Annotated in this window: 18 protein-coding genes; 9 read left to right on the top strand and 9 right to left on the bottom strand. The window is 60.3% G+C overall.

Features of this window, described 5'->3' with window-relative positions:
- Nucleotides 1-200: 200 nt before the first annotated feature.
- Entirely contained in the window at nucleotides 201-956 is a 756-nt protein-coding gene (locus IRZ31_RS10640) for a sigma-70 family RNA polymerase sigma factor (RefSeq protein WP_297153212.1), read from the top strand.
- Here IRZ31_RS10640 and IRZ31_RS10635 read toward each other — a convergent pair.
- Nucleotides 931-2,421: an alkaline phosphatase family protein gene (locus IRZ31_RS10635; protein WP_297153210.1), complete on the bottom strand. Its 1,491-nt coding sequence runs from the start codon at nucleotides 2,419-2,421 to the stop codon at nucleotides 931-933. The two genes, IRZ31_RS10640 and IRZ31_RS10635, sit on opposite strands and share 26 nt — an antisense overlap.
- Nucleotides 2,422-2,485: 64 nt before the next feature.
- Complete coding sequence (locus tag IRZ31_RS10630; protein ID WP_297153208.1) at nucleotides 2,486-3,244, bottom strand: hypothetical protein; 759 nt, start codon at nucleotides 3,242-3,244, stop codon at nucleotides 2,486-2,488.
- Nucleotides 3,245-3,753: 509 nt separating this feature from the next.
- Between IRZ31_RS10630 and IRZ31_RS10625 the strand changes: the two genes are divergently transcribed.
- From IRZ31_RS10625 to IRZ31_RS10605, 5 genes are all read left to right on the top strand, one after another.
- Nucleotides 3,754-4,029: a hypothetical protein gene (locus IRZ31_RS10625; protein WP_297153205.1), complete on the top strand. Its 276-nt coding sequence runs from the start codon at nucleotides 3,754-3,756 to the stop codon at nucleotides 4,027-4,029.
- 159 nt (nucleotides 4,030-4,188) lie between these two features.
- The gene (locus IRZ31_RS10620) at nucleotides 4,189-6,306 is read left to right on the top strand and encodes a glycosyltransferase (RefSeq protein WP_297153203.1); all 2,118 of its coding nucleotides are present in this window, start codon (nucleotides 4,189-4,191) and stop codon (nucleotides 6,304-6,306) included.
- A gap of 614 nt (nucleotides 6,307-6,920) precedes the next feature.
- A complete protein-coding gene (locus tag IRZ31_RS10615; RefSeq protein WP_297153202.1) occupies nucleotides 6,921-7,304 on the top strand; it encodes a CBS domain-containing protein in 384 nt (127 codons plus the stop codon).
- Between the two features lie 651 nt (nucleotides 7,305-7,955).
- Nucleotides 7,956-8,522 (top strand): signal peptidase I, encoded by a 567-nt coding sequence (gene lepB, locus IRZ31_RS10610; RefSeq protein ID WP_297153200.1) that lies wholly within the window; start codon nucleotides 7,956-7,958, stop codon nucleotides 8,520-8,522.
- A gap of 33 nt (nucleotides 8,523-8,555) precedes the next feature.
- Nucleotides 8,556-9,242 (top strand): YrzE family protein, encoded by a 687-nt coding sequence (locus tag IRZ31_RS10605; protein ID WP_297153198.1) that lies wholly within the window; start codon nucleotides 8,556-8,558, stop codon nucleotides 9,240-9,242.
- Nucleotides 9,243-9,485: 243 nt separating this feature from the next.
- Here the strand turns inward: IRZ31_RS10605 and IRZ31_RS10600 are convergent, their stop codons facing one another.
- The 7 genes from IRZ31_RS10600 to IRZ31_RS10570 all read right to left on the bottom strand — a co-directional run bounded on the left by IRZ31_RS10600 (nucleotide 9,486) and on the right by IRZ31_RS10570 (nucleotide 15,972).
- On the bottom strand, nucleotides 9,486-10,430 hold the full coding sequence (locus tag IRZ31_RS10600; protein ID WP_297153196.1) for a sucrase ferredoxin: 945 nt from the start codon (nucleotides 10,428-10,430) through the stop codon (nucleotides 9,486-9,488).
- A gap of 37 nt (nucleotides 10,431-10,467) precedes the next feature.
- Complete coding sequence (locus IRZ31_RS10595) at nucleotides 10,468-11,286, bottom strand: energy-coupling factor transporter transmembrane component T (RefSeq protein ID WP_297153194.1); 819 nt, start codon at nucleotides 11,284-11,286, stop codon at nucleotides 10,468-10,470.
- A complete protein-coding gene (locus IRZ31_RS10590) occupies nucleotides 11,277-13,127 on the bottom strand; it encodes an energy-coupling factor transporter ATPase (RefSeq protein WP_297153192.1) in 1,851 nt (616 codons plus the stop codon). The genes IRZ31_RS10595 and IRZ31_RS10590 overlap by 10 nt, the downstream gene beginning before the upstream one ends.
- Nucleotides 13,120-13,284, bottom strand: coding sequence for a hypothetical protein (locus tag IRZ31_RS10585; RefSeq protein WP_297153190.1), 165 nt, complete (start codon nucleotides 13,282-13,284; stop codon nucleotides 13,120-13,122). Before IRZ31_RS10585 ends, IRZ31_RS10590 begins: the two co-directional genes overlap by 8 nt.
- 36 nt (nucleotides 13,285-13,320) lie before the next feature.
- Nucleotides 13,321-13,932, bottom strand: a complete 612-nt coding sequence (locus tag IRZ31_RS10580) for an ECF transporter S component (protein ID WP_297153188.1) — start codon at nucleotides 13,930-13,932, stop codon at nucleotides 13,321-13,323.
- A gap of 450 nt (nucleotides 13,933-14,382) precedes the next feature.
- A complete protein-coding gene (locus IRZ31_RS10575) occupies nucleotides 14,383-14,865 on the bottom strand; it encodes a peptidylprolyl isomerase (RefSeq protein ID WP_363325660.1) in 483 nt (160 codons plus the stop codon).
- A gap of 246 nt (nucleotides 14,866-15,111) precedes the next feature.
- Entirely contained in the window at nucleotides 15,112-15,972 is an 861-nt protein-coding gene (locus IRZ31_RS10570) for a peptidylprolyl isomerase (protein ID WP_297153186.1), read from the bottom strand.
- 872 nt (nucleotides 15,973-16,844) lie between these two features.
- Here IRZ31_RS10570 and dnaB point away from each other — a divergent pair.
- From dnaB to IRZ31_RS10555, 3 genes are read left to right on the top strand one after another with little or no spacing between them, the layout of a single operon-like run.
- Nucleotides 16,845-18,653, top strand: a complete 1,809-nt coding sequence (gene dnaB / locus IRZ31_RS10565; RefSeq protein ID WP_297153184.1) for a replicative DNA helicase — start codon at nucleotides 16,845-16,847, stop codon at nucleotides 18,651-18,653.
- A gap of 17 nt (nucleotides 18,654-18,670) precedes the next feature.
- Nucleotides 18,671-19,438, top strand: coding sequence for a DnaD domain protein (locus IRZ31_RS10560; RefSeq protein WP_297153182.1), 768 nt, complete (start codon nucleotides 18,671-18,673; stop codon nucleotides 19,436-19,438).
- A gap of 3 nt (nucleotides 19,439-19,441) precedes the next feature.
- Complete coding sequence (locus IRZ31_RS10555; RefSeq protein ID WP_297153180.1) at nucleotides 19,442-20,995, top strand: ATP-binding protein; 1,554 nt, start codon at nucleotides 19,442-19,444, stop codon at nucleotides 20,993-20,995.
- The last annotated feature ends 549 nt before the right edge of the window (nucleotides 20,996-21,544 follow it).

The following is a 21,544-nucleotide window of genomic DNA, read 5'->3' as shown; positions in this document are numbered from 1 at the left end:
TTCCCTGGTGTGTCAAGGATGCTGATGGACCGCCGAGCGGGCTGTCGGGTGATTGTCTACACGATGAACACAAAAAGTATGCTCAACTTTATACAAAGGTTTTCTATACAGACAATTATAGGTATGCATCCCTTGCTTTATTGTATATACTATGTTATATATCTGTATGTGGTTTGCATACGCAGGAGGTTAAATAGACCATGCTCTCACTCACGGTGTATCAAGAATGCCAGCTTGCCACGGCGGGACCTGCGGCGATGGGGCCCGCTGTTGGGCCGCTGTTGTCTGCGCCCGCGCCAGGTTTCCCCGTAGAAGAGCCAGCGAGCAGTGAGCGAGAGGAGCAGGCTGACCAGCAGCAGCTACTCATTACACGGGTGCTGCGTGGTGATGGAGACGCCTTCAGCGACATTGCCCTGCAGTACAGCTCGCTGATGTTGCGAACGGCCTTCATGATCGTGGGTGATCGAGACGCTGCCGAGGACATCGTACAAGACGCGCTCATTCAAGCATGGCATCACCTCGCTGATCTGCGTGAAGCCGGAGCGTTGCGCCCCTGGCTGGTGCGTATTGTGGTGAATCAGTGCATCAGCTTCAAGCGTCGTCTGGCGCGCTCCAGCTCCTTCCTGCGCCAGGCGCTCTGCGATCTGGAGACGGACCTGCTGGCCCGCACCGCCGAGTTGCACAAAGGCTCGATTGAGCGCAGTTGGGATCTGGCGCGGGCCGTCGAAGAGTTGCCTACCAAGCAGCGTGTCGCTATTGTCTTGCACTACTATAGCGGTATGACCTTGCCAGAAATGGCTCGGACCTTGCACATCTCCGAGAATACGCTGAAGAAGCGTATCCAGAGCGCCCTCTCCAATCTGCGTCAGGCCCTCATGAGCGACGCGAGTGACCATGTGGTCGCTTCTCGCCCGCTCTCGGAGCGCTATTTCACGACAGCGACTCGGCGGTCCTGAGCGCGAGGAGCGACTGGCCATCGAAGCGTACCGCGTTGTTGATTCCGAGCAGACTAAGCACCGTAGGAGCGACATCCATCACAGTAATCTCATGCATATCGTTCACTTTTGGCTCATGGTGGAGGAGGTTACCGATGAGTAAAACGCCATCCTTGCGATGGGTCCCCGAGACAGTGCGCCTCGCCGCCTGCGTTGTCAGCAGCGGCACGTATAAGTCGTCGCCGATTGCGAAATCGCTCTGGAGTTCGAACAGGAGATCTGGCAGCCGCTCCAAATATCTGCCCTGATAGACTTCCTCACGTTTGCGTACCCAGCGGAGCAGCGGACGACCGCGCGAGCGCAGGCCCTGGATCTCTTCCTGCAAACTCGTGCGCACTTCCTCGTAGTCTCGGCCTTGTTCTTCGAGGCCCTGACGATTGAGGGCCACACCGCCGAATGGTCCATCGCCTCCCAGGCTAAAGGCGCGCGCCAGAGAGCGCTCTTCATCGATGAGGCGGGACCGCGAGCGGGCTGGCGGCTGATGTTCGCGCACTGCGAGGCCGGCGTGGGCCAACAACTCGTCGGAGGCCGGGTAGCTGCGCGAGCGTGCCGGAAGAGGGCGCTCTAGCAGCCGTGGGCTGCGGCTCTGGACCACGAGCAGGCCCTGTCTCCGTAGCCACTCGTTGAGATGCACCCGTTGATGACTGCGGCGTCCGTGACCGTAGGCGCTGACAACGAGCAATATGCTCTCGGCTGGCAGCGCCGCCCGTACTTCGCCCACGATGTGGTCACAGAGACGATAGAAGCTTTGGATGCGTGTCAGATGCTCACTCTGCCCTGGGTAGGCTGGATCACTGAGATCGCTATAGTGCCAGAACAGGTGCTGGACCACGTCCAGCGCGTTGAGCTGCAGAAAGAAGAGGTCCCAGCTCTCTTGTTGCAGCAGTTCCAGGCCAAGGGCGGCCTGTTGGAGGGTGCAGCTCACCAGCTCATGGTAAAAGGTCCGCAACTGCTCGCGCCGCGCCGCCTGTTCAGCCAGCCGTGGCAGGGCAGGAAAGGCAAGGCTTAGCTCGTACTCTTCGGGGGTAATGCTCATGCTGCCATCGCGTGGCGAGAGTGCCAGCATGACACCGTTGACAGGCCAGGCGGGATAGGCCAGATAGGGGTTAAGCACGCAGATCCGCTTGCCGCTGGCGCTGGCCAGATCCCAAAAGGTAGTGCCGCAGGTGAGGGCGGGCGGCTCGCCGGCGCCGTGGCCTGCCAGCTCCAGGTCGCTGGTGGGAAGAGAGAGCAGGCCGTGGTTGGCGGGGTTGAGGCCGGTGTAGAGACTGCCCCAGGCCGGATACGTGTCCGGCGGAATGCTAGAGGTGAGTTCAAGGAAAGGCGACTCCAGCATGAGGCGCCGCAGATGAGGCAAGGCTGGACCATAGACTCGTAGCAGGTCTGCGTCCAGGCCATCGAATCCCAGGATGACCACTTGTGTCATAGCTTTTCACCTTCTCTCTCGTGCTCTCTCGCTCTCTCCGAGGCGATGCTTGGCCCGGTCATCGTCAGACCGGGTTCTCTTGTGGCTGGTCGTCTAAGAGCCGCCGCTGCTGCTGCTCCCAGTAGTGGAGAATCTCGCTGATCATCTCTGGCTCGCAACGCACCTGAAAAATGGCGCGCTGCGTCACTGTTTGCAAATGATCCAGAATGGAACGATCAAGCCGCCGCGCCGTGGCCAGGGTCAGGGTCCCTCGCTCGGCCCCAATGGGGACACAGCGATAACGCTGGGCCAGCTCATAGGGCAGCAGATGGAGCAGGCGCAGCGAGGGATAGCTGGAGAGGAAGGCGAGGTAGGGCAACTGACTTTCGGTCTGGTCCCGATCCTCCTCGGACGCTGCCGCTTCCTCGATCTGCCTGGTCTGGCTGAAGCCCTGCGGGCCTCGGTCTCCTTCGATCAGGCGTGGCTGTCGCCGTTGTAGCTCGCGTAAAAACTGACGCGCTGCCTCTCCGGCAAGACAACGTGCGCTGTGCTCGACATCGGCCAGCAACGGATGAAGACGCTGCATAACGGCCTCCGCTCCCGCCAGCGTGGCTGAACGCAGCAGCAGGGCACACTCGCCCTCCAGAGAGAAAATGAGGTCTCTGGCGCGAATCTGCTGCCGGATACGCCGCACGGCTCGCTCCAGTGCCGCCGCTGATTGCTCGCTTGCCTGAAGATGAATCAGGGCAAATGGCTCTTCCTCCGTCGCCTCGCCTAGGCTGGCCGCTGTCGATGTTAGAGTGGCCTCTCGATCTCGCGATCCTGTGCGCTCCTCGTCCTTCACATTATCCTCCTCTACAGGCGCCAGCTTCCTGCCACGCGCCTGCCCGTCTACGACGGGGCTAAGCATGCGATACATGCCGCGTATGTAGTATACTATTTTCGTGAAAATAGCGGTTATCTATTCTGGTAGAGGAGCAGTTAAAATAATTTCCTGACAGTAAAGAAAAATACTTATTTCCTGTTTTCTATTGTTAACCGAGAAACATGAGATATTACCTGATCACAACTAAACTTCTCTTCTCAAGGCTGCGGGGGGCATGCCATACTGTGGCAGGTACACGGCGGCCAGGTCAGAGCTTCCCTTTCTCCCCTTGCGTGCGAACAAACGCTCACAGGCTGAGCTGATCATGGCCGCCCCTCCTAAGCCAGGCCCGCGCCTGTGTGTGGCAAACCAGCGCGAGGCCGGCAGTAGCCAGGCTAAAGCTAAGGAAGCAGGCGAGAAGAAGCTGCTGGGAGGTAGCAGGGAGCATGAATGATTATCTCATTGGGTGGAGAATTCGCTGGAGTCCAATGCTAGCCCCGGACCAGGGCATGATTCCCGATGCCAGCGTCTTTGCGCGAGTCGAAGGGGATGAGCCGGCGACCTGTCAGCCGGTGTCCATGACCAGCGAAGAGGCTGGCCAGAGTCTTGCGTGCGAGGAAGAGAAAGCTGAGCCTGTCTTCGCGGGCAGCCTCTGGGAAACAGGTGAGGCGTGCGAGGGGGAGATCGCTCTGGAACCGGAGTGGATAGAGCAGGTTTGTTGTCATATTGAGGCAATCAGTGCAGGAGCGGGAGAGCGGGCCTGACTATGGCGGGCCGGGCGGGCGGCGCATCGCCCGTGCCTGGCTGGCTGTGAGTTCCTCGCTGTCTCTTCTCCATTATTCTCCTTCAGCTTGAAATGAGCAGAGCAGAGGGCAAGCGCAGGGGCTTTGCCTCCAGCAGGACCAGGCAAGAGGGAGGGGGCTATGCATAAGCAAGTGGGAGGGAACGAGCGTGGCAAGGGTCGCTCCCCTCAACTGAGCGTCATTCTCTGTACCTATAACCGATGCAATCTCGTGCTCTCGGCGCTGGCCAGCCTGCGGCGTCAGACGCTGGCGCGCCATCTCTACGAGGTGATTGTGGTCGACAATGGCTCGCGAGATGGCACACCTGCTGTGCTGCAGCGCTACCTGCAGGCGCGGGCGCCAGATGAGCGCGACTGGCAGGTGCGCTGTCTGATCGAGCGGCGCAATGGTCTGGCCTATGCGCGCAATGCGGCGCTCCAGGTCGCGCGAGGGGAGATTGCCGTTTTCCTCGACGACGACGCCCTCGCCTCGCCGCGCTTCCTGGAGTATCTGCTGCAGGCGTATGTCGAGACGGGCGCTGATGCCGTCGGCGGGCGGGTTGAACTCTATTGGGAGGCGCCTCGTCCCTACTGGCTGACCGATGAGCTACTGCCCGTGCTCGGCTATTTTGCTCCTGCGGGCGAGCGCCAGCAGCTGAAGGCCCCTCAGAGTTTGGGCAGCTGCTGCTTTTCTGTGAAGGTCGCCGCCCTGCGAGCGGTTGGAGGCTTCTCGCCGCTGCTCGACAAGCGTCTGGCGGTTCCAACGCGGCTGGGCGTAGAAGATCTCTGCCGGCGGCTCCATGCTGCCGGCTATGCGCTCTGGTATGAGCCGCGGGCCCTCGTGGCCCATCGGGCCCATGCCGCCCGCCTCTGCCGCACCTTTTTTATCGGCCATGCTTACTGGCAGGGTCGTTCTGAGGTGCTCATGGAACTGAGCGCTGCTCTCGCGCAGCGGGCCGAGGAGCGCAACGCCTGCCTTTCCTGGAGAGCCTTACTCACTGATCTGAGGCATCTCGCGCGCCTCTGGCTTTGGGAGCAGCCCCATTTGCTGATCGCGCGTGGTACATCGGCGCAGCACCTGTATCTGACGATGGAAAGCGTGCGCTGCTGGGGACGCTTCCAGCAACGCCTGAGCTTGCTCTGGCGTCCGCTGCCCCAAGAAGGCAGCCTGGCGGTATTGCTGGTCATGGCGCCGCAGTGTGAAGCAGCCACCCTCTTGTTAGCGCAGGCGCTGCGGCGCGAGGGTTTGGCCTGCCAGGTCGAGCGGGCCAATCTTTCCCTGACCTGGCTCTGGCGTCACCGCGGCCTGGATGGTCAGGCTTGTGGCATCGTGCAGCTGCAGCGTCCAGGGGCCTGGTGCCTGCCATTGCGGCGCGGCCTCAATCTGCTGCTGCGCCTCTGGCTCGCGCGCCGCCTGGGGTTACCGCTGGTCGTTGCCGACAGTGGGGGCTGGTGGCATAGCGCACGCGGTTTCCGCCCACTGCTGCGGCGCTGGCTAGAGCGCTACCTGCTGCGTCAGGCTCAGGCCATCCTGGTCCCCACCCAGCGCATCGAAGATTTCTATCCTGAGCGGTCTCTCCAGAAGCGGACCCAGAGCCTTCCCCCTGCTGGCTTTCGCGGCTACTATGCCGCGCCCCTGCCGCGGGTCGAAGCCTATCGTCGTCTTGGGATTCCGGCCTCCGTTCCCTATGTCTATCTCTGCTTTGCCAGCTGGCACAGTGAGGAAGAGGTTCTCAGCCTCTGTGAGAGCTTTCGCCGCCTCTGGGAAAAGCTCATGCCCGTGCCAGGCGATGTCTCCCAAGGGCCGCACCTGCTGCTTGTGGGAACCCCGGCTGACCGTCCTCGCCCCACACGACTTTTGCGTCTGGCAGCGCGTATGCACATGTTACATCTCTTTCTCCGGCCACCGCTCGATGAAGATATTCCGCTCTATCTGGGCGCTGCCGATGCTGTGGTTCTGCCACAGCGCTCGCACCTGCGGGCAGGCAATGTTGAGTTAGCGCTGCTGGCCCTCTCCTACGGTCGAGCTGTCGTAGCCCCTGCGCTCCCCTCTTTCGCCGATCTACCAGCCTCCCAGGCCGTGGTATTCTACCATGCCGCTGATGAAGCGGACCTGGAGCGAGCGCTGGGAGAGGTACGTTCGAGCTTGGTCCAGGATCTGCTACGTACAGCCTGTGCCGAACCGCGGCTAGAAGCTGTCGCTGGCTGGCGCGACTACGCCCGGCATCTCGTCAAGCTCTATGAGGGCTTCCGCTGGTAGCCGCCTGATTGCTATCAGGATCTGCCCACACGGGGGCAGGTGCAGAGACCCTCGCTTCTCTGCCGCCCGGTATGGTAATGTATCAGCGGGGGATCAGCCAGGGGAACCAGGTAGGGCGCAGACGACGAGGGGCCGGCTAGCCCGGCTCATTGAGCTATGGCAGGCCGCCAATCAATCGATCAACCAATCAAAACGGCCAGGTTGACAGCTCCGGCCTGGGCCTCAGCCTTATGATTCGTCCATCGGGCCTGGCGAGACAGAAGGGGCGGGCAGTCTCCGCCGCTGGCGGTCGCCTGGCTTCAGGACGCTGTCCGTTTCGACCTGGACTGCGCTCGCCGTGGAAGAGGGTCTGGCCAGGCCGTCTCAGCTCTGCTTCCTGCCTGTCAGGCGCTGTTGTGTTGTGCTCGTCTGCCTTGCCGCCAGTGCGGTGGGCAAAAGAACCTTGCTGCTACTCAGCCTTTTGTTAGCATCGCGTCAGCATCTTGGCTTATCATCAGTGAGGGGAGACGCTGATACGTTGTGGTATCGCCGCCATCCCTTCTGCGTTGGGCGAGGGAGCGTCTTCCCGTTCGCGTGCATCGTTTTGTCAGCAGAGCAGCAGAGGAGAGTGCTCAATGATCGCCAGAGACATCATGACTCGCACGGTTTACACCATTCGACCCGAGGCGAGTGCTCAGGAAGCAGCCCGGCTACTGGATCAAAAGCGCATCAGTGGCGCACCGGTTGTCGATGAAGACGGCAGGCTGATCGGCATGGTCACGGAGGCCGATATCATCAGCAAGGTCAATCGTGAAGGCTTGCGCGTCGCCGACATCATGAGCCACGAGCTGATTGTTGTCTCCGAGGAAACTCCCCTGGAAGAGATTGCCGCTTTGCTCTCCGAACGCAAGATCAAGCGTGTCCCCGTCGTTGAAAATGGCCGTCTGGTTGGTATTGTGAGCCGAGCCGATATTGTCCATGCTGTAGCCGCCGGGCACCTCATTGTACGCAGCTGGTAAGAGTCTGCAACCCGTGCTATCATAGGAAGGCTGAAGAGCGCAGGCTAACCAGGCAGGAGGATAGTCGAGCCAGTGGGGGCGCCTCGCTGATCCCAGTTCAGCCCGCTTCTCAGTAAGAGCAGGAGAGGAGTCTGCCTTGTCTGCCTGCTGTCTCTCCTTCGCGCAGTCGCCAGCGAGATCTCGACTGAGCTGAGGCGCTGTCTGCGGACGAGAGCGAGACAGTGGCTCTGTCAGGCCAAAGTGAGGCTTAGAGGTCAGGTCAGACTCCTTTCCCTGTGCTGCAGGGTGTTTGAGTGATAGGCCCGGTCCTGGGTGTGTGGGGCAGGCGTGAGGAGGGTACAACGGCGGTGTGGGCTGTCGGCGGCCCTTGTGGGGTTTCTGGCAGACGAGCAAGCTGGTACCATTGGGCTGCTTTCTCCTCTGGTCAAGGGGTAAGGTGGGGGCCGCTGCCGATCTTTCGCTATAATGTGCCCAGACAGAGTGATAGAGTACAGGAGCCAGCTTCTGCCGGGGAACCAAACCGGCCTGACCTGGTGCCAGCTTAGCTGACTGAGGCGTCCGACCAGGCAATGGCAAGCGCGTAACGAGCGAGCGCACAAGCCGGCGCTGGTTCTCCCGCATGCAGTGATCGGAACAGGCGAGGTAACGGTCTTGAAACGAGCACATCTTGCCCGAGATATTCTAGAGGTCATTGCCCTGGCGCTGATCCTCTTCCTGGCAACGCGCCTTGCCATCCAAAACTACCAGGTGGAAAATGTGAGCATGCAGCCTACGCTGGTCGATGGCGAGAATGTCATTGTCAACAAGCTGGCCTATCTGTTTCATCCGCCTGAGCGTGGGGATGTGATTGTCTTTCATTGGCCACTGGATACACGCCAGGACTTTATCAAGCGCATTATTGGCATTCCCGGTGATGTCATTCGGACGGATAGTACCCATGTCTGGGTCAATGGCGTCCTGCTCAATGAACCGTATATCAAGGCCCCCTACAATACCATCGCCAATATCTGGAGGTTGGGCAAAGATCAGTACTTTGTGATGGGCGATAACCGCCCCGATAGCGACGATTCGCGCAATTGGGGCGTGGTTCCGCGCAATTATATCGTTGGCAAGGCCATTGCAGTCTACTGGCCCATCAATAAGTGGCAGGTGATCAATACCTATCCGGCGGTCTTTGCCCGCATTCCCGATGCCAATCCTCAAACAACCAGCAAATGAGGATCGATCAGTCAAAAAGGGAGTAGGCCGTTAATGAACGAGTCGGAGCAGCGCTATCCTTTACACCAGCACGAGAATGATGAGTGGGATCGGGATGAGGAAGGGGAGGGTCACAGTCGGCATCGCCATCATATCGCACCTTTGCCAGACCAAAGCGAGGATGAGGAGGAACGCGAGGAGCGCCGTCGCCTGCACCAGCGCGAGGAGCCGAGCGAGCCGGAGCTACCCAGGGGCCGTCTGCTGCCAACGCTGATCGTGGGAGTGGTGGCTGGACTCCTCTGTGCTGCCGAGAATATCGCCTTTGTTCTCTGGAATGCCTCGCTCTTCTCCAATGCAGAGCGACTCGCCAGTCAGAATGCCTATCAGCTGGCGGTCTCGATCACGACCCTCTGCGGCCTGGTTATCTTCATCAGCCTGGTAATCTGTGCCGTGGCGGGCTTTATCGTCGGCAAGCTGGCGGTCCAGCGGAGCCTGGGCTTTCTGGCGGGCCTGGTGGCGGGCGTGCTCTATTATCTGGGAGCGATCTTTTTGCCGCGCTATATCCCTGGCTTCCCCAGCAATGCCCCCGCCAGCGGCAATGTGACCTTTGGCGGCGTCGTTGGCGGAATTGTGGTCACCATCATCTTTATGCTCTTACTCGGCCTGCTGGAGGGACTGGCCGCTCTCTTTGGGGCCTGGTTGGCAACGCGCCGTCATCCTTACTACGTGGGCTATAGCTAAGATGCGTTGAAGCCTGGGAAGAACAGTTTGGAAAGCAAGAAAGAGGCAGTGAGGCTGGTCCTTTCAGAGGCAAGGGGCCAGCCTCATTTTCTGGTTCTGCCAGGGGTGGGCGTGTCCTCTCTCGCTCCCTCCCTTCCTCCCTCCCCTCGGCCACTGGGCCCGTCCCAGGCTGGTGGCGAGGGAAGAGAGGAAGGAGTTCCGAGAGAGCTGAGTGAGAGAGAGGGTGTGCAGTTGTCTGGCTGATTAGCCGACGACTGCCTGCGACGCTTGCGGCACATAGATCCGGTGCTCAAGCAGGCAGTACTCTTGCCGCAGCAGTTTGCCACTCAGATTGCAGCGGCAGCCCTCAACGGCGGCGAGTGGATGGTTCTGCTCCACCAGGCGCAGACTATGCAAGGTGCCGTCCATGCGCGAGCGGAAGAGCACCTGGTGATAAGCTCCTTCCTGACGCGCCTTTAAAAGAACGAACGCCTCTAGCTCCTGGTGGCCCGTGCGCTGCCGCAGGTAATGTTCGGCGGCCTGGACAGGTTGAGGATAGACTACACGCCCTCGGCATTTCTCCAGGTAGAGCTTTCCCTGGCGGTCGGCCTCCAGAATGGCTGCCACCTCGGGCACCTTGACGCGACTATAGTAGATGCCGTGCGGCAGACAGACCAGATTGGCGGCAAACTGGTCGCCCCCGATGTGGCTGCATTGCCAGACCTGTTCACTGGCCAGACGGGCTGCCTCCCGATAGATGGGCATACCGAATTTGGCGCAGCACTGATCGTGTTTGCCGTGGGTACAGACCAGATAGAGTGGCTCGGCGCTCAGATAGCTGTCGTAGTCGGGCACCCCCTGCTCTAGCTCGGTGAGCGGAAGCTGTGGCAGCTCCTCGTAGCTGGCGAGCTGAAAAGCGTAGAGTGCCTGGCGCTCGGGCCGGGTAATCGCCACGAAGCAGCGCAGCGGTCCGCTGCTGCGTGGCCCACGTCTGATAAAGACCGCCATACTCTGCCTGGTTTCATAGCTCAGGGCAACCTCTGCCAGCCAGCGCTGGGCCGGCTCTGGCAGATCATTGAAGAGCACTGCTGAGCGCTCCCAGGCTCCTGTATATTCCACCAGCACCCAGATCCTTGCCAGCGGCGCCAGGCCATGAATGGGCACCTGGCGCTCCTCAGAGAGCTGGGCACAGAAGATGCGTTCTACCACACCGAATACTCCTCACAGTCCTGATGTTGCTCATGGCTTATAGCTCCTTCGTAAAGGAGAGCGGCCCCATCCAGCCATTCAGCCAGAACAGGGCGATTACCAGCAGGCAGAGCAGCCAGAAGCAGAGAATAAACAGGTAATCAGTGCGACTGAAGCGAAAACGCCGGAAATAGGAGCGCTGTTTCAGGGCGCCAAAGGCCCGGCTCTCCATCGCCAGCGCGGTCCGCTCTGCCCGCCGAATAGCGCTGGTTAATAGCGGAATCAAATAGCGGCGCAGGCGCTCGACATGGACCCTGACCCCGCCATGTGTCTCGATCCCGCGGATACGATGCGCCGCCTGAATCAGGCGAAATTCTTCCTGGAGCAGGGGCATAAAGTGAAAGGCGGCCAGGATACCGTAGCCAAACCGGTAAGGAAAGCGCCACTGCTGGACCATTGCCCGGATAAAATCGCTGATATCGGTGGTGAGCATGAAGATCAGCGAGAGCAAGAACATGGCATAGACGCGCAGAACGGCAGCCGTCCCGGCCAGCACGGCCCCCTGGTAAAGCAGCAGCGGGCCTAGCCGCAGCACCACAGGCGTGCGATCGAACAGCTCGGCGCGCACCATAAAAGGATAAAGGATCATAAAGACCAGCAAACTGATAGTGAGTGGGGCCTGAAGGCGCCAGAAGGTCCCTGGAGCGATGCGCGCCGGACCCACGATCACGGCGCTGGCCAGCGCTATGAAGGCCAGCGGCAGCCAGGGATCGGTAGTGAGCGCCACAAAAAGCAGCACAGGCACTACTGCCACAACCTTGCTCAGCGGGTTCAGGCGGTGCAACAGCGACTCGCCCTCTTGATAGATCACTTGCATGTTCTCCCCCCTTCCACAGGGGCCGCATCATCAGCAGCGGCCAGCGGCTCCGACAGCCCCAGAGAGCTATCCTGGAGACAGCGCTCGCATAGCTCCTCTAGCGTGAGCAGATCTGACCAGCCGAGCCGGCGCGCTAGCTGTGCCAGCGGAGGCAGCATCAGACGCGCCTCAGCCAGCAGCTCCTCGCGGGCAAAGAGGGCCGCTGGCGTCCCGTAGAAGAGCAGCCTGCCATGATTCATGACTGCCACATACTGGGCGTAAGTGGCCACCAGCGACATATCATGCGTGATAATCACAACTGTCCGTCCCTCACTATGAAGCTGCCAGAGCAATTCCAGCAGGGCAGTCGCATTGTACTCATCCTGACCGAAGGTTGGCTCATCAAGGATAAGGATCTCCTGCCCCATCGCCAGCATGGTGGCCACGCTCAGGCGCCGCTTCTCGCCGTGGCTCAGCGTAAAAGGATTGGCCCGCGCCAGGGGGAGCAGGTTGAAGCGTTCCAGCAGCGCGTGTGTACGCCCCTGAACCTCCGTCGCTGGCAGACCCATGACGCGCAGCCCATAGGCTACCTCATCCTCGACCGCCTCGGTAATAAACTGGTGTTCGGGATTCTGGAAGACGTAGCCAACATGGCGCGTCAGCTCGCGGGCTGAAATCGTTGTAATGTCACGGCCCAGCAAATGGACGCAGCCCCGAGGTGGCTGAAGAACGCCGATCAGGTGCTGAGCCAGGGTGGTCTTGCCAGCACCATTGGCCCCGACCAGCGCCAGAAAGGCCCCACGCGGAATAGCCAGCGAGATGTCCTGCAGCACCTGTCGCCCGGCGGCACGGTAGGAAAGCGAGCAGACCTCAATCGCTGCCTCCTCTCGGCCAGGGTCAGGCTTGATCGGAGGCGAGGCTGGGGATCTCTGGCGGCCAGTGTTGTGAACGGAAACGAGGCTGGGGAGTGCCGATGAAGCCTGGCGGCCAGCGCTGAGCGGTCGCCTCTCCTTCAACGCCTCCACGGCCTCACTCAGAGTGAGAGGGAACGGCTCAAGCGGCCAGCCATGTTGCTGGAGAGCATGGGCCAGTCTGGCTACCTGGGGCACCCAGACCCCCAGCTCCTGGAGCGTTGACAGATGCGCACGTAAGACCTCGCGCGGTGTTCCATCAATGACCACTTCGCCTCGTTTGTCCAACACCACCATGCGCTCTACCAGATCCATTAGCTCGTCGAGGCGATGCTCAATCAACACAATCGTATAGCGACCTGTCTCCTTGCAGCGGCGCAGCAGATCAAAAACCTCGCGTGTTCCCTGGGGATCAAGATTCGCAGTCGGCTCATCGAAAACCAGGATCTCCGGCTCAAGTGCCAACAGAGCCGCCAGCGCTACCCGCTGCTTCTCCCCACCTGAGAGCTGCTCAACACGGCGATAGCGCAGCTCTGTCAGCCCGACCAGGCGCAGACTTTCGCTGATACGCCGCTCCATCTCGTCGGGCGAGAAGCAAAGATTTTCCAGGCCGAAAGCGATCTCATCCTCCACTGTAAACATCACAAACTGGGCCTCCGGGTCCTGGAAAAGAATGCCCACCCGCTGCGCCAGAGCAGCAACCGTCGTCTGCCGCGTATCGAGGCCGGCCACACGCACGTGACCGCTCTGCAGCTTGCCAATGCTGTGAGGAATCAGCCCGTTGAGCGTGAGCGCCAGGGTACTCTTGCCACTACCCGAAGGACCCAGTAGCAGCAGCGTCTCACCGGCGCGCAGTTGGAGCTGAAGATGCTCCAGCGCTGGCATCCGCCGCCCAGGATACTTGACCGTCAGATCTTCGATCTCAATGAGAGCCGTCCTTGTCTCACTCATTATTTCCGTTCTCCTCTCTCAGCGTCTGTCTTACCTCTCTGGCGACTTTTTCGACCAGCCACTGCTGCAACTGGGGTGGAGACAGGGGCTGGTCGACGTTGACCAACCCCTGCGAGAGGCTGAGGTAGCGCTGATTGGGCGCAACAGGGAGAGCCATAGGCTACAATCTTCCCCCCTGGGCCACGGCGGAGCATCAGATTTCATCTTGTTCCCGGCGGATCGTGCCGGCCAGCACACCGGTACGAGCCGCGGCATCACCCAGATACTTGGCCAGAATGCCGCTCAGCGTGCTGCTCACGACTGTAATGGCGATCACCCCGATCAGCACAGGGAGAGCGAGCTGGAAGGATGATGGATAGAAGATCGCATAGATAATCAGCATCACAAAGCCGCCGAGAAAGCCTGTCAAGGCCATCCAGGGCAGGCCGAAATGGCGGTAGCGCGTCCCAAGTGCCACACTGATCTCGCCCGAGCAGGCGTAGAGAATACCCGTGATCATGATCGATGGTCCGTAGGGCGAGATGGGCAGCGTCACAAAGCAGTAGAGCAGCGCGATCAAAAAGGCCGCTCCCGGCCTGCGCAGAGCGTAGGCGATGAAGAAGCCCGGTAGAATATAGAGTCCAATCCAGGCCCAGGCCACGATTGGGCCGAGCACCACCGATAGCATGTATGGATAAAGCAAGGCGCCCAGCAGGATGCCGAAGACAACGCTGATCGCCGCCAAAATCAAAATATCGCGCGTGTTCCAGGCCAGCAGCGACAGCCAACTTCGTCCTGGCTGCCTCACTTCAGTCTGTCTGCTCATCCGGTCATACTCCTCTGGTAGCAAAAGCGGGAGCAGCGCCCCGCTCGATCTCGCGTCCCTCGATATTAGGCAGACCTAATATCCGACTACGTTGCTAAGATATTAGGGCATGCTAATATTGGCTGTCAAGAGGCAGAAGGCCAGATAGTAGCCGCAGTTGGGGAGATCAGTAAAACTACTGATCAAGGGAGGAGCGTAATCTGGCGGAGGTGATGGAGAACTGGCAGCAAGTAGTGAAGGGGGGAAGCGGGCCATCTCACGGCGTGTGGCAAGAGTCAGGGCTGACCCAGCCACCCGGCGTAGCCTTGTGCTGCCCGTGGCAAGGGGTACCCCATACCAGGGTGATCGCAGCGCAGACCCGCAGGTCGGAGTTCGGCCAGCCCTGCCTGTCAGGGGACAAAGACAGGATAAAGGTCGGGCAGAAGCGAGCGCGTGTTCAGGCGAGAGAGACTAAGCCTCTTCGATCGTCACGCGCTGCATCACGTCGCCCACCTGGATACGGCGAACCACGTCGAGGCCGGCGACTGTCTCGCCGAAAATCGTGTAGTTTGGAGGGAGGCGCGGCTGGTCCTCCAGGCAGATAAAGAACTGGCTTCCGTTCGTATTGGGGCCAGCGTTCGCCATAGCCAGAGTGCCGGCCTTATAGGGGCGACGTACCGGCTCATCTTGGAACATGTAGCCCGGGCCGCCCATGCCATTGCCGAGAGGATCACCCCCCTGAATGACGAACCCGGGCACGACGCGATGAAAAGTCAACCCGTCGTAGAAGCCGTCGCGGGCCAGGGCCACGAAGTTATTCACTGTCAAGGGGGCCTCAGAAGCAAAGAGCTGGAGGCGGATATCGCCCTTGGTCGTGCTGATCGTCGCATAGTAGGTCTTATGCGGGTCGATCTGCATGGCGGGCGGAGCACTATAGCGTCGTTTTGCTGGCATTATTGGCAGATCCTCACTTTCACTTGCTCAAGGAGCCGCTGCCGGCTACCGGGCAGCGTGCTCATAGCATTCCACCAGGCTCCCAACTTGCTCCCTCAGCCGAAGCAGTCCTGGCCCGTGCCGGGCAAAGAAAGCGCCTGGCGAGCGGTGCAAGAGCAAAGCGGGCTGGCCAGAGGCTGGCAGATCGCCTTAAAGACGGCCAGTCCTCTCTTCTCAGCCCGCCTGCCTTTGGAGAGCCTGCTTTCTTTAGGGAGCAGTCACCACTACCAGATGGGTGATGACATCAGGCGTGATATTCTTCTGAGAAGGTTGATCGCCCGGACCCTGGATCTTCTTCACGACGTCCATGCCCTGGACCACATGGCCAAAGAGATTATACGATTTTGTCAGTTCCTTCGCCGGTTGGTCGGAGACGCAGATAAAGAACTGGCTGCCGTTATTGGCAGTGCCGCTGGCGGGCTTGGCCATGGCCACTGTCCCGGCGGTATAGTTACCCTTCACCGGCTCTGCGGGCAGCGTATAGCCTGGTCCCCCGCTGCCATCGCCCTTTGGGTCGCCGGTCTGGATGATGTAATTCGGCACCACGCGATGGAACTTCAGCCCATCGTAAAAGTGGTGCTGGGCCAAAAAGACGAAGTTATTGACTGTCTCGGGGGCCAGCTTCGGATCAAGCTCCACCACGATCAGACCGCGATTAGTATTGATACCGGCGCAATAAATCTTGTTGGTATTGATCGACATCGCCGGCGGAGCTTTATACGTATGCTGGATCTTGTTGAACGCCGCCCCGGTCGGCGCCGGTGAGCTATCGGTCAGCTGCTTGACTACCTTCAGGCAGGGTGAAACGGCGGCGGTCTTCGGTTGTGGCTTCGGTGGGGCGAAGGGACCGATCTTGTAATAGTACATAGCGCCGATGGCGGCAGCGATGATCAGGATCGTCAGGGTGATAGCCCAGGGGTAGCGAGCCAGGCCCCGTTTGGGAGGCGTATAGCCAGGGCCGCGCTTCTCCTTCCTCTTGGGGGCAGGCGCTTCTGGCAGCTTGGTCGCGTGCGCGCGGGCGATCTTTTCCGCTCTTCTCGTGGCTGCGCGCTTGCTCGTCTTTGGCATGGGGTCTGAATACTGCTCCTTTTTCAGATCTTGCTGCTTGTTCGCTTGTTGGGAATCACAGAGGCCCAAGTCAACAGCGCAGCTGCTTCCTTGCTGTGGGCTGTTCTGTTGACGGCGGCAGCGCTGGACGCGGCTGGCTGGCTGACTGACTGACTGACTGACTGACAGGGTAGCACTCCCCCTGTCCCGTACCAGTGTGAGCAGGCAGGGCTGTCTGACGGACAAACAACCAGCCAGGATAAAGAGCGCTGATTTCTGGGTGCTATGATACCCTGCAGGCCCTTGCGGGTCAAGCCCTTTCCAACCTCCCCCACGGACGGCGTCGCAGGGTGAGCTTTCCTCTGGGGAATAGGAAGATTCGCCCACCTGGCCATGTGGATAAGTTTGTGGATAAGTTTGTGGATAGCGGTGGATAACTGTGGATAACTCCCCTTGGACGGTGGATAACTGGGGGATAACTGCTTATTAACTCAGCTATATATGCGGGTCGCAAGCGTGAGGTATCCCCGAGGATATCCACATATCCACAGAGCCACTGCCAGCCTGCTGTTTGCTTTCGGGCACAAGATTCGCTACACTGTTTAGACACACGGGATTCCCTTCCCGCTAATCTTGACCCTGGGTGGGGTCAGACTTCGGTCCAGGGCGCGTCGGTTGCTCGGCTAGTCCTCTGCTCTGCTGGAGCGCAGGTCAGGTGGAGGCGGCTCTGATCCGCCTGGCGCGCTGTTGCGACGCGCATGTATCGAGTCTACTGCGTGATAAATCGGAATTATATGGTATAATCGTTTTGGGCTGTTAGTTCGCTTTTGCTGTTGTTCATAAATCGCCTGGTGACAGGCTGCGGAGATTCGTGAGAACGCTGGAGACAGGACGTGGAGAAGCTGTTACCGCAGAACATCGAGGCCGAGTGTGGCGTCCTGGGCAGTATCCTGATTGATCCAGAGGCGATCATCCAGGTCGCTGACTTTTTGCGCCCGGAGGACTTTTATCGCGACGCCCATCGCGCCATCTATGAGGTGATGCTCCAGTTCTACGAGCGGCATGAGCCGGCGGACTTTATTACGCTCTGCGATGAGCTGGAGCGTCAGGGGAAGCTGGAGGAGGTTGGCGGCGCCAGTTACATCACGTCTCTGGTCAACCAGGTGCCCACCAGTGGCAATATCGAATACTATGGGCGCATTGTCGAGCGCACGGCGGTCCTGCGTCGTCTGATCCATGCCGCTGGGCAGATCGCCGCCATCGCCTACGAAGAGGGCGATGCCGATGTGGCGCTCGATAAGGCCGAACGCCTGATCTTTGAAATCGGGCGGCGGCGCCTGCGCTCGGACTTCTCGCTCCTGAGCGAAATCCTTTCCGAGTATTTGAACAAGCTGGATCAGCTTCATGAGCGGCGTGGGGCGATCGTGGGTGTCCCTACTGGCTTCTCCGACCTCGACCGCCTCACCGGCGGGTTACAGCGCTCGGATCTGATTATCCTGGCAGCGCGTCCTTCCCTGGGTAAGACCTCACTGGCCCTGAGCATGGCTCATAATGCCGCTGTGCGCTTCCAGCAGACGGTTGCCATCTTCAGCCTGGAGATGAGCAAAGAGCAGCTGGTGCAGCGTTTGCTCTCAATGGAGGCTGGGGTCGATCAGCAACGCCTGCGCACCGGTTGGATCGATGATGAGGAGTGGGAGCGCATTATGCTGGCAACGCAGCGTCTGGCTGAGGCGCCGATCTGGATCGATGATACGGCCAGCATTTCCACAGCAGAGATGCGCAGTAAGGCGCGACGCCTGCAGGCGGAGCAGGGTGTCGACCTGATTATTGTCGACTATCTGCAGTTGATGCAGACAACCAGCGGTAGCGCCCGACGCAACGAGAACCGCGTCCAGGAGATTTCGGAGATCAGCCGCACGCTGAAAGCACTGGCGCGCGAGCTGAATGTGCCGGTGTTGGCGCTCGCCCAGCTCTCGCGAGCCGTGGAAACGCGCCAGTCGAAGGTGCCCCAGCTCTCGGACCTGCGCGAGAGTGGCTGTCTGGCGGGAGAGACCGCGGTCTATCTGGCCGACGAGGGGGTCTGCTGTCCGATCGAGCGACTGGTGGGACGGCAGGGCTTCCGCGTACTGGCGCTGAATCCTGCAACCCAGCGTCTGGAGGCCGCGGTGGTAACGCGTGCTTTTGCCACAGGGCGCCGACCTGTCTATCGCCTCACGACCGCGGGGGGCCAGCAGCTGCGTGCAACGGCCAATCATCGCTTTCTGACTCGTACAGGCTGGCTGCGTCTAGATGAGCTGGACGCCGGGCAGGCGGTGGCTCTCCCGCGCGCCCTGCCGTCGGCAGTCTGGTCCGGCCCTGGTCATGCTCTGCAAACGGCGGAGGCCGGCGAGGGCGATGTCATCTGGGACCGCGTGGAGGCCATTGTGCCCGCCGGTGAGGCTGAGGTCTATGATCTGACAGTGGCTGGTCTGCACAATTTTGTGGCCGCTGACCTCGTCGTACACAACAGCATTGAGCAAGACGCCGATGTGGTGATGTTTATTTATCGAGATGATGTCTATAACCCGGACTCGGAGCGTAAAAATATCGCGGACATTATCGTCGCCAAGCATCGCAATGGTCCTGTCGGCGAGGTAAGCCTCTACTTCCAGGCGAGTCATACCCGCTTCTGTGATCTAGAGCTTTCTCCGCCTCCTGAGTAATCTCTGGATGGATGGCTATGACGTCCTTTGCTGGCTTCCCTTCGGGCAAGAATCCCTATGTCCCTGTGCCGGAGGTCTTCTTCAGGTCGCTCCTGCCAGAGATCGAGGATGTGGCGGAATTGAAAGTGACGCTGCACCTCTTCTGGCTCCTGGCCCAGAAGCGCGGCGAGCCGCGCTGTGTGAGCGAACCGGAGCTGTTGGGCGATCGCGTGCTGCTCAAGAGCCTGAAGCGGCGCGGCGATCCGCGCCCTCCGGAAGAACGAGTACGCCAGGGCCTGGAAAAGGCAGTAGCACGCGGCACGATTCTCCGCGTCTACCTCAAGGTGCTCGGTGATGATGGCTCTGAGGATGAGGTCATTGGCTGGTATTTCTTCAATACGGCCCGCAGCCGGCGCATTGTGGCTGAGCTGCAGGGCAGTGAGCTGATCCCCGTCCGCCTGCTCGATGTCGGGCAACAGCACCCCGCGCCAGAGCATGGACTGCGCCAGGGCCAGAGCCAGGAGAGCATCTCTTCGCCCGCTCCTGCTGCCGCGGCGCTGGCACGCGTTGGACACAGCCAAACTCAGCATTTACACATTGAGATTGAGCGTCCGAATATATTTGTTTTGTACGAACAGAATATAGGGCTTCTTTCTCCGCTGATTGCCGATGAGCTGCGCGATGCCGCTGAACGCTATCCTCCTGAGTGGATCGAGGCAGCTTTTCGCGAGGCAGTAGAACATAATAAACGTAACTGGCGTTATATTCGCGCGATCTTGAGGCGCTGGGAAACGGAAGGCAGATAATCTATGGAACGCTTGAATGACATTATGCTCAAACAACGGCGGCAGCAACTGCTTCAGCAGCGCGCTCGCCGGGCTGGAACGCTGCCACGCGCGCGCGAGGAGCAGGCGACGCGCCTGCCTCTGCCCGAGCAAACCGCTCGTCTGAATCAGGCTCTCTCACACCCTGGGCGCTCGCCCCGCGGGCGCGTCGAGGTGACAGAGGTGCCTGGGGCCGATGTCCTGACCGATACACTGACGCTGGAGGGTGGTGAGCCGCTCTCACGCCCGAGCCGACGGCCTGGTCGGCAGACCGATCACCTCTATGGCGCGCGGCGGGAAGTCCCGGCGTCATCCCTTCCGCGGCGCGCGCGCGACTACTACTATCGGGCCGATGATTACGTGCCGGCCTTGCGAGGCGATGCCCTCTCCGACGACGAGTGGGAGGAGGACGAGGACGACGATGAGGGAGGGATGCGTTACGGCGATTGGGAAGACGAACAGGAGCTGCTGGAGGCCACTTCTCCCCCGGCTCTATCCCGCTCGACTGTGGCCAACAGGCTGCCCTCACCGAGGCGCTCGCCTACGCCCAGTGAGAGCGTTGCACTGCATCGTCGGACGGATGGACCGGTCTCGTCCCCAGGACTGCCGCGTGATCGACTGGCCCTCCCGCCGACTGGCGCACCTGGCCCTGTGCGCCAGCAACGGGTTACTCAGCCCTTGCGCCCCAATGCGCTCGCCAACCCTGCCTTCGCGCAGCTGCAGGAGGGCCTGCGGCAGCGTCAGGCTCGCCAAACGCCAGGACAAGAGCGGCAAGCAGGAGGAAGACCGCTGGGAGCGATCGGCTCCAGCTCCAGCGAGTCGACGTTGCCGGCTCCCTTTGGCTCCCAGCGCCCTGTCTGCCCAAAGTGCAAGGGGGCGGGCTACCTGCGCCTGGATGTGCCCTTTGGCCATCCGCATTTCGGCAAACCCATTCCCTGCGAGTGCAAAGAGGCCGATCTCAAGGAGCGCCGGCGTCAACAGCTCCGCAGCATGTCGAATCTCGAAGCCTTCCGTGATAAGAGCTTCAAAACCTTTAACTATACGGTGCCTGGTGTGCGGCAGGCTTACCAGGCAGCGCTGGAGTATGCGCGTGAGCCTGATGGCTGGCTGCTGCTGGTGGGACCTAACGGCTGCGGCAAAACTCACCTGGCGGCGGCAATTGCCAATCTCTGCCTGGAAAATGGCTCGCTTGTGCTCTTCGCTACAGTGCCTGATCTGCTCGACCATCTGCGCGCCGCCTTCGCCCCCGATGCGCCCGAGGTCTATGATCAACTCTTTGCACGCATGCGCGAGGCGGAGCTGCTCGTGCTCGACGATCTGGGAGCACAGCAAAGCTCACCCTGGGCTAATGAGAAGCTCTTCCAGTTGCTCAACTATCGTTATAATTTGCGCTATCCAACGGTGATCACGGCCAATCCGCGTGGCCTACAGGCCATCGATGAGCGCATTCGCTCGCGCCTCTCCGATGCCTCTCTCGTGACTATGGTGACCTTTGAGGGGGCGCTGGATTATCGCCCACGCAATCCTCGTCGGAATTGAGCCGACGCTGACCTGATCACCTGAGCGCGCTGCAGCCTGTTCCTCCAGACAAGAAGGACACGGCTGTGGTGCGCTCCTGGCCTCTCGAAACGCCTGACAGCTTGGTGCTTCCTCTCCTCTGCGCCTGACCCCCCTGATCATGAGGATTTCGCCAGGCTGGCTGTGCCCGTGAGGCCGCGACCCACGCTGGGACCCCTGACCCTCCTCATTCCGCTTCTCTGGCACTCTCTCGCCCATTGCCGGGCTTGACCGAAGAACCTGGCTTTCTTCCCTGCACAGACTTCACACCGCTGAAAAAATATGGTACACAATGAGAGGGATTTGTGGCCTCCTTGTCCCACTCGCCTGGGTAAACAATCGCCTTATAAGGGTGCCAGAAGCTATGGAAAGCAATAAAAGTAAAGATGTACTATAGCATTTATTCAATAAAAATGTGATAGATATATTATCTAAGAAAGGAGGTAGAGCGTGATGAAATAATCAGCTCTTGGGGGCATGAGCTTTCCTCTGCACACTGGAGTGCAGAGCGTGCATCAACGCGGATGGTCA

The organism is Thermogemmatispora sp. (assembly GCF_019683635.1).
Lineage (GTDB): Bacteria > Chloroflexota > Ktedonobacteria > Ktedonobacterales > Ktedonobacteraceae > Thermogemmatispora.
This window is presented reverse-complemented; position numbering and strand designations above follow the sequence as displayed.

What these genes read in the sequence shown, in the direction of transcription:
- IRZ31_RS10640 (WP_297153212.1), top strand. Translation starts at nt 201, where the DNA reads ATGCTCTCACTCACGGTGTATCAAGAATGCCAGCTTGCCACGGCGGGA.
- IRZ31_RS10635 (WP_297153210.1), bottom strand. Translation starts at nt 2,421, where the DNA reads ATGACACAAGTGGTCATCCTGGGATTCGATGGCCTGGACGCAGACCTG.
- IRZ31_RS10625 (WP_297153205.1), top strand. Translation starts at nt 3,754, where the DNA reads ATGCTAGCCCCGGACCAGGGCATGATTCCCGATGCCAGCGTCTTTGCG.
- IRZ31_RS10620 (WP_297153203.1), top strand. Translation starts at nt 4,189, where the DNA reads ATGCATAAGCAAGTGGGAGGGAACGAGCGTGGCAAGGGTCGCTCCCCT.
- IRZ31_RS10615 (WP_297153202.1), top strand. Translation starts at nt 6,921, where the DNA reads ATGATCGCCAGAGACATCATGACTCGCACGGTTTACACCATTCGACCC.
- IRZ31_RS10605 (WP_297153198.1), top strand. Translation starts at nt 8,556, where the DNA reads ATGAACGAGTCGGAGCAGCGCTATCCTTTACACCAGCACGAGAATGAT.
- IRZ31_RS10595 (WP_297153194.1), bottom strand. Translation starts at nt 11,286, where the DNA reads ATGCAAGTGATCTATCAAGAGGGCGAGTCGCTGTTGCACCGCCTGAAC.
- IRZ31_RS10590 (WP_297153192.1), bottom strand. Translation starts at nt 13,127, where the DNA reads ATGAGTGAGACAAGGACGGCTCTCATTGAGATCGAAGATCTGACGGTC.
- IRZ31_RS10585 (WP_297153190.1), bottom strand. Translation starts at nt 13,284, where the DNA reads ATGGCTCTCCCTGTTGCGCCCAATCAGCGCTACCTCAGCCTCTCGCAG.
- IRZ31_RS10580 (WP_297153188.1), bottom strand. Translation starts at nt 13,932, where the DNA reads ATGAGCAGACAGACTGAAGTGAGGCAGCCAGGACGAAGTTGGCTGTCG.
- IRZ31_RS10575 (WP_363325660.1), bottom strand. Translation starts at nt 14,865, where the DNA reads ATGCCAGCAAAACGACGCTATAGTGCTCCGCCCGCCATGCAGATCGAC.
- IRZ31_RS10570 (WP_297153186.1), bottom strand. Translation starts at nt 15,972, where the DNA reads ATGCCAAAGACGAGCAAGCGCGCAGCCACGAGAAGAGCGGAAAAGATC.
- IRZ31_RS10560 (WP_297153182.1), top strand. Translation starts at nt 18,671, where the DNA reads ATGACGTCCTTTGCTGGCTTCCCTTCGGGCAAGAATCCCTATGTCCCT.
- IRZ31_RS10555 (WP_297153180.1), top strand. Translation starts at nt 19,442, where the DNA reads ATGGAACGCTTGAATGACATTATGCTCAAACAACGGCGGCAGCAACTG.